Annotated in this window: 12 protein-coding genes and 1 pseudogene; all 13 read left to right on the forward strand. The window is 62.9% G+C overall.

The window, feature by feature from the left end; genetic code table 11:
* Positions 1 to 246: 246 nt before the first annotated feature.
* Positions 247 to 1,146, forward strand: a pseudogene (locus QCE49_RS14555) (2-oxoglutarate dehydrogenase E1 component); the annotation flags it as partial.
* 459 nt (positions 1,147 to 1,605) lie between these two features.
* Positions 1,606 to 2,460 (forward strand): transporter substrate-binding domain-containing protein, encoded by an 855-nt coding sequence (locus QCE49_RS14560; protein ID WP_175982111.1) that lies wholly within the window; start codon positions 1,606 to 1,608, stop codon positions 2,458 to 2,460.
* Between the two features lie 7 nt (positions 2,461 to 2,467).
* Positions 2,468 to 3,130 carry an amino acid ABC transporter permease gene (locus tag QCE49_RS14565; RefSeq protein ID WP_008345528.1) on the forward strand — a complete coding sequence of 221 codons (663 nt, stop codon included), beginning with the start codon at positions 2,468 to 2,470 and terminating at the stop codon, positions 3,128 to 3,130.
* Between the two features lie 9 nt (positions 3,131 to 3,139).
* Positions 3,140 to 3,793 (forward strand): amino acid ABC transporter permease, encoded by a 654-nt coding sequence (locus QCE49_RS14570; protein ID WP_250458368.1) that lies wholly within the window; start codon positions 3,140 to 3,142, stop codon positions 3,791 to 3,793.
* Positions 3,790 to 4,599 carry an amino acid ABC transporter ATP-binding protein gene (locus QCE49_RS14575; protein WP_008345531.1) on the forward strand — a complete coding sequence of 270 codons (810 nt, stop codon included), beginning with the start codon at positions 3,790 to 3,792 and terminating at the stop codon, positions 4,597 to 4,599. The genes QCE49_RS14570 and QCE49_RS14575 overlap by 4 nt, the downstream gene beginning before the upstream one ends.
* On the forward strand, positions 4,596 to 5,831 hold the full coding sequence (locus QCE49_RS14580) for a M20 family metallo-hydrolase (RefSeq protein ID WP_008345532.1): 1,236 nt from the start codon (positions 4,596 to 4,598) through the stop codon (positions 5,829 to 5,831). The genes QCE49_RS14575 and QCE49_RS14580 overlap by 4 nt, the downstream gene beginning before the upstream one ends.
* A 10-nt stretch (positions 5,832 to 5,841) precedes the next feature.
* Positions 5,842 to 6,540 (forward strand): DUF1989 domain-containing protein, encoded by a 699-nt coding sequence (locus QCE49_RS14585; RefSeq protein ID WP_250458369.1) that lies wholly within the window; start codon positions 5,842 to 5,844, stop codon positions 6,538 to 6,540.
* 141 nt (positions 6,541 to 6,681) lie between these two features.
* Positions 6,682 to 7,233: a cupin domain-containing protein gene (locus QCE49_RS14590; protein WP_008345534.1), complete on the forward strand. Its 552-nt coding sequence runs from the start codon at positions 6,682 to 6,684 to the stop codon at positions 7,231 to 7,233.
* A 16-nt stretch (positions 7,234 to 7,249) separates the two neighbouring features.
* Entirely contained in the window at positions 7,250 to 8,203 is a 954-nt protein-coding gene (gene speB, locus QCE49_RS14595) for an agmatinase (protein ID WP_250458370.1), read from the forward strand.
* 434 nt (positions 8,204 to 8,637) lie between these two features.
* Positions 8,638 to 9,312, forward strand: coding sequence for an alpha/beta family hydrolase (locus QCE49_RS14600; protein WP_008345536.1), 675 nt, complete (start codon positions 8,638 to 8,640; stop codon positions 9,310 to 9,312).
* 484 nt (positions 9,313 to 9,796) lie between these two features.
* Positions 9,797 to 11,086, forward strand: coding sequence for an LssY C-terminal domain-containing protein (locus tag QCE49_RS14605; protein ID WP_175982114.1), 1,290 nt, complete (start codon positions 9,797 to 9,799; stop codon positions 11,084 to 11,086).
* A complete protein-coding gene (locus QCE49_RS14610; RefSeq protein WP_175982115.1) occupies positions 11,083 to 12,336 on the forward strand; it encodes an LssY C-terminal domain-containing protein in 1,254 nt (417 codons plus the stop codon). Before QCE49_RS14605 ends, QCE49_RS14610 begins: the two co-directional genes overlap by 4 nt.
* Positions 12,323 to 13,480 (forward strand): hypothetical protein, encoded by a 1,158-nt coding sequence (locus QCE49_RS14615; protein WP_008345539.1) that lies wholly within the window; start codon positions 12,323 to 12,325, stop codon positions 13,478 to 13,480. Before QCE49_RS14610 ends, QCE49_RS14615 begins: the two co-directional genes overlap by 14 nt.
* Positions 13,481 to 13,662 lie beyond the last annotated feature (182 nt).

A 13,662-nucleotide genomic window follows, 5' to 3' on the forward strand; every position in this document is an offset into this window, starting at 1 on the left:
GCTCCTGCAGTGGTGCAGTCAGTCGCCAGCTTGCCAGTGGTCGCAAAAACACGACATTTGTATCTTGCTAGAACACGACATTCTCATGTTGCTCCTACACTTAAAACTCTGATAATGTTGATTATGTAAAGCCAAGGATGGAAATTGGCCGCGCTTCCTGTTTGAAATTGTTGCTCACCGGGAAGCTCTATGGCGATTTGGGCGCGCGCTTCGGCCGCGTCTTCGTGCTTGACGTGCACTCACCACCGTCATGTGCCGCTCAGTGGCATCGCGGCAAGGCAGGGACGGTTCGACATCGTGAACTCGCCGCTGACCGAAGAGGCCGTGCTTGGATTCGAGTATGGCTACAGTGTTCAAACGAAGACCACGATGACCGTCTGGGAAGCGCAGTACGGTGACTTCGTCAACGGCGCGCAGGTTTTCATCGATCAGTACATCGCGGCCGGCGAGTTCAAGTGGGGTTATGAGTCGGCGCTCGCCGTATTGCTGCCGCATGGCCATGAGGGCGTCGGTCCGGAGCATTCGAGCGGCTATCTCGGCCGCTTCCTGCAGCTTTGCGCGGACGAAAACATGCGGATTGTCGTACCTTCGACCTCGGCGCAATGGTTCCATCTGCTTCGCCAGCAGGCGACGACGAAACGTCGGACGCCGCTCATCGTCATGTCTCCGAAGTCGAAGCTTTACGGCAACGTCGCGTCGCACTCGACGCTGCGCGAGATGATCGATGGCGCATTTCAATGCGTACTGGGCGACGAACGCATCGCAGATGCAAGTGCGGTTGAACGCGTCGTCCTATGCAGCGGAAAGTTCTACTACGAATTGCGCGATGCTCGCGACGGGTCCGGCGACGAATCGACGGCGATCATCCGCATCGAGCAGCTCTATCCGTTCCCGCATGACCCACTCCGGCGCGTGCTCGCCCGGTTCACCAGCTTGCGCAGCATCGTTTGGGCGCAGGAGGAAGACCGCAATCAGGGCGCATGGCGATTCGTTCGCGACGAACTGGAGACCGTGCTTCCCGCCGATTGCGCCTTACGCGATGTCTGCCGCACCGCGACACCAGCCGGCGCGCATTCTTCCGTCGCGGCGCATCGTCGGGAACAAGCACGGCTGGTCGCGACCGCACTGGCGGCGGCCGAGCTTTAGGCCGAGTGCCAATTTTGCAGCAGGACGATGGGCGTCGATCGCGCGGAACGTACGATCGTACGCCGGGTACCCGAGTTCGCAATCTCCAGACTGACGAAACGTTGCGAGCTTGCTAGTCGAACCCTTGCGCGCGACGCATCGAGGATCCATCTCCATGTCCCCGCTGCTGGTTAAGCCGCGGCCGCCGGACGCCCTGTCGCTCGTGTGACGTCTTGCGTCCCTATTGCGGACCCCACTGACTCTCGCAATCACTCCCTTCATACTTCAAACCGGTGCATCGCCGTGCGCGGCGGTGCATTCGCCCGCTTCGACACCCCCCTTTCAGTGCATGTCGTAAGACGAAGCCCCGCAGGTCCGGGCGCTTCGCGTTGGCACACTTCATGCCTAATGAATTACATTCAAGTTGCTTGAATGAAATTCCGATTGCCTTCAACATAGCCCATACGCAAGGGGAGTGTCATGAACAAACGTCTTCGCCATTTGCTGGCCGCACTGACGGGCGCGCTCGCGCTCAACGCCGCCGCGCCGTCGCTTGCGCACGCGGAAGATCTGCTCGCCCGCATCAAATCGAACAAGGAAATCACGATCGCGACGGAAGCGCGTTACGCGCCCTTCGAATACGTCGATAACGGCAAGATCGTCGGCTATGACGCCGATCTGATGGCCTACGTCCTCAAGTCTCTGCCCGATGTGAAGGTCAAGCAGCTCGACCTGCCCTTCCAGGGTCTGCTACCCGGTCTCGATGCAAAGCGCTTCGACCTCGTCGTGACGGCCGTGACCGTCAACAAGGACCGCGCCGATCATTTCGCCTTCACTGTTCCCGTCGCCGACGCGACCACCGGCGTACTCACCCGCTCCGCCGATACCTCCATCAAAGCGCCGAACGATCTGAACGGCAAGGTGGTCGGCTCGCAGACCGGCTCTGCACAATTGCAGGCGCTGATGGCGCTCGACAAGAAGCTGAAGGAAGCAGGCGGTCCCGGCATCAAGCAGATCAAGCAATACGTCGCGTTCGACGAAGCCTATGCCGACCTCGCCGTCGGCCGGCTCGATGCCGTCGCGCAGTCCGTCGCCAATCTCGGGCCATTGCTGAAGTCGCGTCCGGGCGTTTTCGCGGTGCTGCCGCAGACCATCGGTCCGAAGAGCTACTTCGCCTGGGTCGCACGCAAGGACGCCGACAGCGCTGCCCTCCTCAAGCTCTTCAGCGATGGCATCGCGAGAGCGAACAGCGACGGCACCATGAAGAAGCTTCAGGAGAAATGGTTCGGCTCGACGATGGACGTTCCGGCCACGCTTCCCGCACCGTCTATCTGACATCGCGATGAACGGTCCCGATCTGCTTACGCGCTGCATCGGCTACTTGCCGCAACTGCTCGACGGCGCGCTGACGACACTCGTGCTGTCGGCGGTTGCTGTCTGCTGCGGCTTCTTCGTCGGCGTGTTCGTCTACACGATGTCGGTCAGCGACAGCCGGCTAATGCGCGGCACGGCGCGCGTGTACGTGAGCCTGCTGCGCGGCACGCCCGTACTCGCGCAACTGTTGGTGTTCTACTACGTGCCGTCCGCGCTCGGGCTCGAGTTACCGGGGCTCGCTGCCGCCGCGATCGGGCTGTCGCTCAACACGGGCGCGTATCAGTCGCAGATTCTGGGCGCGGGTTTTCGCTCCATCGCGCCCGGGCAGATCGAGGCGGCATCGACCTTCAATCTCACGCGGCGTCAGACCTTGTGGCATATCGAAGTGCCGCAAGTCGTGCGCGCGACGCTGCCCGCGCTCGTCTCCGAAATGATCGATATCGTCAAGGCGTCGGCGGTGGTGTCGGTGATATCCGTAACGGATCTGATGCGCGTAGGACAGCAGCTTTCGTCATCGACGTATCGGCCGCTCGAAGTGTACGCGCTGGCGGCGATGTTCTATCTGGCAATCACGTCGCTGCTCGCGGGCGCGGGTCATGTGTACGCGCTGCGTGTGGCACGGCGTCCGTGAGGCATCGGCATGAACAACTTCATCGCACTCGTTCCGCGCTTCATCGAAGCGATGGGCATCACGCTCGAAGTGAGCGTGCTGGCGGCCTTCATCGGCATCGTCGCGGGCTTCGCGATCAACGCGATGCGGCTCGCGTTCGGCCGTCCGTTCGCGCTCGTCTATGGCGCGTTCGTATGGCTGGTGCGCGGCACGCCTTATCTGTCGCAGCTCGTGATCGTGTACTTCGGGCTGCCGGTTTTAGGCGTGACGTTGTCGGCCGTGCAGGCCACGATCCTTTCGCTCGCGTTCTATTCGAGCGCTTATTTCGCGGAGCTTTTTCGCGCGGCATGGGCGAGCGTTCCGCGCGGTCAGCTCGAAGCCGCCGCCGCTTTCGGCGTGGGCCGGCGAGACGCGTTCCGCTCCATCGAGCTGCCGCAGGCGCTCGCGTTCGCGGCGCCGCTGATCGCGAACCAGACGATTCTCGTCATCAAGGAGAGTGCGGTCGCGTCGATCATCACGGTGCCCGAATTGACGATGACGGCCAGCGATATCGTCGCATCGAGCTACACGTATATCGGTCCGTATGCGCTGCTGATCGCATGTTACTGGCTGCTGACGCAAGCCGTGTCGGTGATCGCGCAGGCCGCGACTTCCCGCATTCCGTTTCTGAAGAAGACATCATGAGCGACCTTCCGATACTCAAGCTGCGCGCCGTGGGCAAGTCGTACGGCGAGAACCGCGTGCTCAAGGGCATCGACCTGGATGTGATGCGCGGCGAGATCGTCACGCTGATCGGGCCGTCCGGTTCGGGCAAGACCACCGCGCTGCGCTGCATGAATTTTCTCGAAGCCTATGACGAAGGCGAAGTGTGGATCAAAGGCCAGTTGCTGGGCTATCGATCGACAGGACGCACGGCGAAGGATCGTGACAGCGAAGCCAGCATCGCCGACGTGCGCCGTCCTATTTCGATGGTCTTCCAGCAATTCAATCTCTGGCCGCACATGAACGCGCTGGACAACGTCGCGACGCCGCTCGTGCTCGCCAAGAAGATGAGCAGGCGCGACGCGCGCACGAAAGCGTTGGCCGCGCTCACGCGTGTCGGTCTCGAGCACAAGGCGGACGCGTATCCCGCGCGGCTGAGCGGCGGGCAGCAGCAGCGCGTGGGCATCGCGCGGGCGCTGGCCATCGAACCCGAAGTGATTCTGCTCGACGAACCCACATCCGCGCTCGATCCCGAACTCGTCGAGGAAGTACTCAACGTGATCCGTTCGCTCGCGCAGGAAGGCATGACGATGGTGATGGTCACGCACGAGATGAGCTTCGCCGCGAAGATCTCCGACAAGGTCGTGTTCATGGAAGCCGGGAAAATCGTCGAAGCCGGACCGCCCGCGCAACTGTTCGGCAATACGCGCACACCGCGCTTGCAGCAGTTCCTTAAACCGTGGCTGGAACGCAGCCTCGATTTCGTGAGCGAAGGAGTGACATCGTGAGCGCAAGACAAGTGGCGGATGCCGTGAACGCGGCGCGCCTGCTCGAATCGATCGAAGCCCTCGCTGCATTCGGCGCGCGCGATGACGGCGGCGTGGACCGCCCCGCGCTCGGCGAACGCGATATCGAAGCGCGGCGCTTTCTGATCGACCGCGCGCGTGCGCTCGGCTGCAGCGTGCATGTGGATGCGTGCGCGAATCTGTTTTTCTGCCGCGAGGGCGACGCAGCACTTGCGCCGGTGATGACCGGCAGCCACATCGACACGCAACCTGCCGGCGGCAAGCTCGACGGATGTTACGGCGTGCTTGCGGGCTTCGAAGTGCTCGCCGCGTTGAACGATGCGAACGTGCCCACGCGCCGCCCGCTCGAAGTCGCGATCTGGACCAACGAGGAAGGCACGCGCTTCTCGCCGGGCGCGATGGGATCGAGCGCCTTCGTGGAGCCGTCGCGGATGGCGCGTTATGCGCACGTGCAGGACGCCGAAGGCACAACCCTGAGCGCGGCGCTGCAACGCCACGTCAGCGCGTTCCCCGAACTGCCGCCGCGCGCGCAGCAAGACGCCGCGCATGCCTTCGTCGAACTGCATATCGAACAAGGTCCGCAACTCGAAAAGGCCGAGGTGCCGCTCGCTGTCGTCAGCGGCATTCAGGGCGTGCGCTGGTACGCGTTCCATGTGCAGGGCATCGCCGCCCACGCGGGCACCACGCCGATGCCACTGCGCCGCGACGCGATGACGCTCGCCATCGCGCTGCATCGGGAACTCGATGCCATCGCCCATGAACTCGGCCGCGCCGATACGCGCGTCACGTTCGGCCGCTGGAACATCGCGCCGAATTCGATCAACACGATTCCGTCGGCGGTGAGTTTCACCGTCGACTTCCGCCATCCGGACGCGCGCGTGCTCGGCGCGTTCGATGAACACGCGCAGGCCATCGCGCAATCTCATGGCGCGCGCATCGAAGCGCTGTTCGCCCATGCGCCCGTCGCGTTCAATCCGTCCGTGTTGTCGCGCATCGACGAAGCCTGCCGCGCGCTCGATACCCGCGCGCTGCATCTGACCTCGGGCGCATTCCACGACGCCATGTATCTCGCGAAACATTGCCCGAGCGGAATGATCTTTGTGCCCAGCATAGACGGCATCAGCCACAACCCCGCCGAAGCGACGGACGCCGGACATCTCGTGCTCGGCGCACGCGCGCTCGCTCATTGCCTCACCACACTCTGCAACGACTGAAGGAGCCCACATGAACGCATCCGCAACGACTCTTGCAAGCACCGAAGACAACGGCCAGGAAACCGGCGTCAACGCCACGCTCAACGAACCCATCTCCCCGGACGGCACGCCTGAAATCGGCATGACGTATACGGTGCCCGCGCGCTGCGGCCGCGCGGTGCGCGTGAAGGCCGGGCAGACCATCCGCATCGCCAATCCGCACGGCACGCAAGTGTGCGATACGTGGATCTTCAACGCGCAGCATCTGAACGAGTTTCTGTCGTTCGAACATACGCGCGCGTTCATCGACAAGATCATTCCGCAGCCGGGCGATCCGCTCGTGACCAACCAGCGCCGCCCGATTGCCGAACTCGTCACGGATACGTCGCCGGGCGTGCACGATACGCTCATCGCCGCGTGCGATCTGTACCGCTATCGCAATCTCGGCGTCGAGCACTATCACGACAACTGCGCGGACAACCTGCGGCTTGCGCTGAAGGCTATTGGCTTGCGCACGAAGGAAGTGCCCCAGCCGTTCAATCTTTGGATGAACATTCCCGTCAAGCCGGATTATTCGATTGACTGGCTGCCGCCCGTGTCGAAGTCCGGCGATTACGTGGATATCAGGGCCGCGATGGACTGCGTCGTGGTCATGTCGGCGTGCCCGCAGGATATCATTCCGATCAACGCGCTCAACCCGCTCGAAGTCGAGTTCACGGTGCTCGGATAAGCGCGCCCTTCTTCTTTTCGATGGTGTTCATTCGTGGCCAGCAAACGACCTTCCTCAACTGCAGCGCGTACTTCACCTAAAGCCAACGCCGCGCCGGCGTCCGCCGCCGATGGCCTCGGCACGCGTCTGCGTCATGCGCGCATGGTGCGACAGATGACGCTCAAGGTGCTCGCGGGAGCGGCGGGTTGCTCGGAAAGTCTTCTGTCGAAGGTCGAAGGCGGCCACGCGACGCCTTCGCTCGCCATGCTGCACAAGCTCGCCATTGCGCTCGACACCAACATCGCGGCACTGCTGTCCGCGCCGACCCTCACGGCTTCGCCCGTTCAGCGTGCGAGCGAGCGGCCCTCGGTGCGCTTTCCGGGCGCGCGGGCCGCTCCGGCGGCCGGCAAACGCAGACGTGCCGAGGGCTCCATCATGCTCGAACGCCTTGTCGTGCCGAGTCCGGGCCAGTTGCTTCAGGGCGACATCCACGTACTGGAGCCGCTTGCCCGCAGCGACGAGCAGATTCATCACGTCGGCGAAGAGTTGGGTTATGTGCTCGAAGGCGAACTGGAACTCACGCTCGGCGATCAGAGCTATTCGCTCAAGGCGGGCGATTCGTTCTATTTTCCGAGCACCGAGCCGCACAGCTATCGCAATCCGGGCGATGCGGTGACGCGCATACTCTGGGTCAACACGCCGCCCACGTTCTGATCAGCGGGAACTCATCATGGCCAGCACCGATGTTTCGCAGATGCAGTTGCCGCGCTTCGCCGGCATTCCCACTTTCATGCGCGTGCCGTTCGAGCGCGACCTCGCGGCGCTCGATATCGCGCTGGCGGGCGTGCCCTTCGATGGCGGTGTCACCGCGCGTCCTGGCGCACGCTTCGGGCCGCGCGAGATCCGCAACATGTCCACGATGATGCGCGCGATTCATCACGTCACGCGATTCAATCCGTTCGAAGCGTGCCGCGTGGCCGATATCGGCGATGTGCCCTTTGAGCATCTCTACGATCTAGAAGCCGCGCACGCCGATATCCGCCGCTTTTTCGAGCCGGTATTCCGCGCAGGGAAGATAGCGCTGATCGCGGGCGGCGATCACTCGATCACCTATCCGGTCTTTCAGGCGATCGCGCCGAAGCAGCCGCTCGCGCTCGTGCATATCGACGCGCACACGGACACGTGGGACGCGTTCAAGGGCTCGAAATTCACGCACGGCGCGCCGTTCCGACGCGCGGTCGAAGCGGGTCTTCTCGATCCCACGCGCACGATTCAGATCGGCATACGCGGCGCGCAGAATACCGACGAAGGCTGGCGTTATTCGTTGGATCACGGCATGCGCGTGGTGTTCATCGAAGAGTTCGAGGAACGCGGCCCGGCGGCGATCGTCGAAGAAGCGCGGCGCGTGGTCGGCGATGCGCCCGTGTATCTTTCGCTCGATGTCGATGGGCTCGATCCGGTGTTCACACCTGGCACCGGCACGCCGGAAATCGGCGGATTGACGACGCGCGAAACGCTTGCGTTGCTGCGCGGACTCGACGGGTTGAACTGGGTCGGCGGCGATGTGGTTGAAGTGTCGCCGCCGTATGATCCGAGCGGCAACACCGCGCTCGTCGCCGCAACGATGATGTACGAGATGCTGTGTCTGTTCGCGGCACATCAGGCGGGATCGAGCCGACGCTAGCGCAGCGTCGAACGCGCTGCCGCTCGATGGTCCCGGCGTTAGCGAGCGACGTACCCGCGTCGCGGCCATACGCGGCCAACCATGCGTCGACTAAGAGCTTCTTGCTGCCGGACCTGCTCTTTCAGGGAGCCCGATAAATGAACCGCCCTCCGGGAACTTCCTTTGACGCTGCTTGCAGTGTCGTAACAGCTCGCTAACAATGATGCAGGCGTGCTATTACGCGAATGTCTCGAAGCGCAGATCACATTGCTGTCGGGCTTTCGGTCGTCAACCGACACATCGCGACTGCGGCGCCCTCCGCGATGCGCGCGCTCCATGGATCGGCCGGCAAAGTCCGCCCGAGCAATGCCTTGCCGGAAGCTGCCACAAGCGGCTCCCGATGCCTCATTGATGCAGAATCGGCGCAAAGACCACACCGACACGACCTGAATACCATGGACGACGCAGAATCGCTTTCGCTCGCACTACCCGACGGCTCTAAGGTCTCTGCGCTCCTTCAAGTGCCAGAGCACGCGCGAGCGCTATATGTCTTCGCGCACGGCGCTGGGGCGGGCATGCAGCACGCCGGCATGTCGTCTTTGGCCGACGCGCTTGCCGCGGCGAACGTCGCCACATTGCGCTACCAGTTTCCGTACATGGAGCGGGGCTCCAGGCGGGTGGACTCGCCGGCCGTGGCACATGCTGCCGTGCAGGCAGCCGTCGCAGAGGCCCGCCGGCGGCTGCCAGCCCTGCCGCTCTTCGCGGGCGGCAGGTCGTTCGGCGGCCGCATGACGTCCCAGGCCCAAGCCATCTCCGCGCTCGATGGCGTGCGTGGCCTCGCTTTCGTCGCGTTCCCGCTGCACCCGGCTGGGGCGCCCGGCGTCGAGCGGGCGCGGCACTTGGCGGACGTCACGGTGCCGATTCTCTTCCTGCAGGGCACGCGCGACAAGCTGGCCGAGCTTCACCTGCTGAGGTCGGTCGTCGAGACGCTGGGGCCGCGCGCCACGCTGCATGTGGTGGACGACGCAGATCATTCGTTTCACGTGCGCGCATCCTCCGGCCGGACCGACGCGGAGGTCGTGCGCGAACTAGCGCGGACGATGTCGGAGTGGTTCTTCGCCGAAGGGTAGTTCGTGCGCGTTACCTGAGCAAGCGCAGGAATGCTTGTAGCAGAGTCGGGACGGGAAGCCGGCGAACTCGCCGTCCTGCACTCGCCCTCTCAACGCTTTGCTATCCGCAGACGGTCTGTCGCATAGCCACGACAACCGACGCCTGTCGCGTCGACGGCGTTTTGCCAGTGCTTAGTGAGTGAATTTGTCAGATCGATCTTTTTGCGGTGCTTCCGCCCCCGGAAATCGCCGCGGGCCATCTGCTTTGATTTGGCCGGCGCCGATCCGTGCAAGCCGCTTAGGGACGCGGCCGGAAAGCAATCAAGACTTTGCGATCATCAACTCCGTGCTGCACGGATGCGATCCACGGTCGCTACCCCGTCTCGGCGCCCCAACCTCTACTAAACTGGGTAGCGTACTCCTGCAAGCTCAGTGAGGGCGGCGCGCAGTTAGCTAGCTGATCCGCGCGACCGAACGCCACGGTGTCAACCCCGGAGTTGACTTGATGAACAGCGTCGTTACCAGGATGCTGATTGCGATTTCCGTCGGCTATCTAGTGGTCGGTTGCGCTGCGGTTCCGCCAGAAGCCGCAATACCGGCTTACCAAAACCGGGCCGTGACACGCGACGAGGCCGGCATCGAGGTTTCAACAGCCGTGCTGTCCTCAGAGGAAAGCGCGGCGGTGTACGGTGTCCCGCTTGCCGAAAGAAGAATTCAGCCCGTCTGGATCGAGGTCCGCAATCGCGAGGACCACAACTACTTTCTCCTGTCACCCGGCCTGGATCCAAACTTCTTTCCCGCATCGGAGGCGGCAGAGGCTTTCAGCAGCGATGCTTCGCCCGACCAGCGTTCCGAGCTCGCGCGCCGCTTCCGTAGTCTCGCTTTTCATAACCCCGTGCGTCCCGGAGAGACGGTCGCGGGGTTTGTGCTGACGAATTTCAACGCGGGCGCGAAGCTGGTGCAACTGGATCTCGTCGCGAGCGGACACGCTCGGACGTTCTCCGTTTTCGTATCCGTACCTGGGTTTGAAGCCGACTACAAGCGTAGTCAGGTCTTCAGACGGGCGACCGATCCGCAGGAGCCCACTGTAAATTACACGGACGACGCGAGCTTTCGAGAAGCGCTCGAAGCACTGCCCTGTTGCGCAACTGACGAGGACGGCTCAAAGAAGGGCGACCCGCTCAACCTGGTGATCGTCGGCAGCCTCGACGACGCCTTTCCCGCACTGGTGCGGCGGGGCTGGAGCCTCACGGAACGAAAGTGGTCGGGGGCAATCGAGCGGATGATCAGCGCCGCGTTGTCGGGCCAAGCGTACGTCAACGCGCCAGTGAGCGACCTTCATCTGTTCGGACGCGCCCAAGACCTCGCGCTTCAAAAGGCGCGGGGCGACATTCACCAGCGCAACCATATGCGGCTCTGGCTCAGCACGATGCGCTATCACGACAAGCCTGTGTGGGTTGGACAGATCAGCCGCGATATCGGGATTCGCCTGACGTGGCACTCGTCAACGTTCACGACACACAAGATCGACCCGGAGGTGGATGAGGCACGCACTGCGCTGACCGAAGACATGGCGTATTCGCAGAACCTGTTCAAGATGGGACTAGTGACGGGAGTGGGTGCCGTGTTGGAAGCTGCGCCGCGAAGGAATTTGACGACCGACCCGTATTACACCGACGGCTTCCGCGTCGTGCTGGTGTTCGATCGCACGCCGAGGCCGTTATCGCAGATCGAAATCTTCCCGTGGATCACTCCGTACAAGGTACTGCGGGTGACGCCAGGAGCGAGGCCATGACCATCCAGCAGACCTTGCGCAGGCGACGGTCTAATGCAGGACTCGCGCTATGCCTGGCGCTCGCGCTGGCCGGCTGCTCGACATGGCAAGTTCCGCCCGAGGCGGACGCTGAGCCGTTGCGTCAGCGCGAGGTCAGCGCCTCCAGTCGCGGCGTACGCGTGAGCGCAACGGTGCTTAGCGAGGAAGACAGCAAGCGGATGTATGGTGCCGACGTCAACAGAACGGGAGTGCAGCCGCTTTGGCTCGAAGTGCAGAATGGGACGTCGCAGGCGCTGTGGCTTTTACGCTCGGGCACGGACCCGGACTACTTTTCACCTCATGAAGTCGCATGGTCAATGCATACGCTGTTTGGCGGCGCAAGCAACAAGCGCATGGACGACTATTTCCGTGATCTCAGGTTCAACAACCCCATCCCGGCGGGGGAGACACGATCGGGCATTTTGTTCACCAACCCCGATCAAGGCATCAAGCTCGTCAATGTCGATCTGCTGGGAAACCAGACGCTGATGCCCTTCTCGATCTTTCTGCGTGTGCCAGGCGGCACGATGGATCCACGGCTGTCGCAGATCCCTCTGCCACCCTCTGCCACTGGAATCACGGACTACCAGGACCTGGCGTCGCTGCGCGCGGCGCTCGAGCGCCTACCATGCTGTGCCACCGACCCGAGCGGGACTATTCAGGCCGATCCGCTAAATGCCATTGGCATTGGCCAGCTCACCGACATCGGGGCAGCGCTGGTGCGGCGCGACTATCGGCGCGATGCGCGGGAGTTTGACCTCGCGCAGCGCGTCTTCGGTCGGGAACCGGACTTTGTCATGCGCAAGCAGGCGCAGGCCGGGGCGCCCGCAAACTGGATCCGGGGATGGCTCGCTCCGATCCGCTTTCAGGGACAACTGGTCTACGTCGCGCAGGTCGGCCGCCCTGTCGGCGGGCGCTTTGCACCCCGCGATAAAAAACGCCTCACTCTCCACGAGAACGTCGACGAGGCACGCAACTTTCTGATGCAGGACCTGATGTATTCGAGCGGCCTCGAAAAGCTCGGATTTGTGAACGGTGTTGGCCCCGCACCGCCGACTCGTCCTCGTATAACCCTTGACGGTGCGACTTACTATACGGACGGATTGCGCGCGGTCGTGTTCTTCGCCACCCGGCCACGGAGTCTGTCGGATGTCGATTTTCTTGAGTGGGTCCCCTATCTGGAAGAGCCAGATACTCGTCAAACTGGAGCAACCGGCAATGCGAGTCAGTGACTCGAGATCGAGATGGGCGCTCATTCAATTCAAGCGTCAGGTTGCCGCTGCCTTCGATGCGTGCCGCCAGATCAGCGCTTGGTTAGCGACGATCACGTCGTGCGTTCTCTTCGGCGCATGCGCGGCGAAGCCGCTTATCCCGTACTCGGCCGATACACCCCCGATGGTTCTCATGCCCGCGTCTCAGGCTGGCGTCATGGATAAGCGAGGGCGCTTTCGGGAAATTTATTGCGCGGTCCTCGAAGCACGCGGTGCAGCGCTACCCGACTACCGCCCGTGCGAGCAAGCGCTGACGCGGGTCGGCGCAGAGTCCCCTGGCACCGGCGAGCCCGTCGAACTTGGCCAGTCCAGGCGGCACCTGATTGGGGCGGTGGTGCATGGCGTCGGCTACGATTGCTTCGATCCCTGGCTGGATACGCCGGATACCGTCGTGACGCATCTTCGCGAGTATGGCTTCGATGCAGCGCTCATCAACGTCGACGCGCTGTCGAGTTCCACTAACAATGCACGGCAAATTCGCGACGCGATCATGGCTATGCCGGCATCGGAGGACGCGCCGCGGCTCGTGTTGATTGGTTATTCGAAGGGGGCGCCCGACATTTTGGAAGCACTGGTCGCCTATCCTGAGATACGAAGCCGCGTGGCGGCGGTGGTGAGTGCCGCCGGTGCAATCGGCGGCTCCCCGCTCGCCAACGACGCCGACCAATATCAGGCCGACTTGTTGCGATATGTTCCGGGCGCAACCTGCACATCGGGCGATGGTGGTGCCGTAGAGAGTTTGAGACCTGCGACTCGCAAAGCGTGGCTCGCGCAGCATCCGCTTCCGGCTGATCTGCATTACTACTCGGTCGTGACGTTCCCGCAGCCCGAGCGAATCTCCTCGATCCTGAAGTCGAGCTATGACAAGCTCGCGCGCGTCGACTCGCGGAACGACAGTCAGGTCATCTTTTACGATCAGGTTGTCCCCGGAAGCACGCTGCTCGCCTACGTCAATGCGGATCACTGGGCGCTCGCGGTGCCTGTTGCGCGGACCCACCCTACGATCGGGGCGCTCTTCGTTACACAGAATGCGTATCCTCGTGAGGCGCTGGCGGAGGCGATTCTGCGCTTCCTGGAGGAGGATCTTGGCGTGCCGATCCGCTGATTAGCTGGCAGTCGTCTGTCAACGAACGCGTTCGGGGCCGTTTCAACCGGTTGATGCAACCCAATGTACACCGGTCCGGCGTCGGTCCGGTCTCGACCTGAACCGGCCGCTGGAGCGGTCACACTGCGACTTGGTCGAACGGCAGAAACCGGCCGGTTGCGGAATTTAGCACAACGGCCAAC

This window comes from Caballeronia sp. LZ008 (genome assembly GCF_031451435.1).
Classification (GTDB): Bacteria; Pseudomonadota; Gammaproteobacteria; order Burkholderiales; family Burkholderiaceae; genus Caballeronia; species Caballeronia zhejiangensis.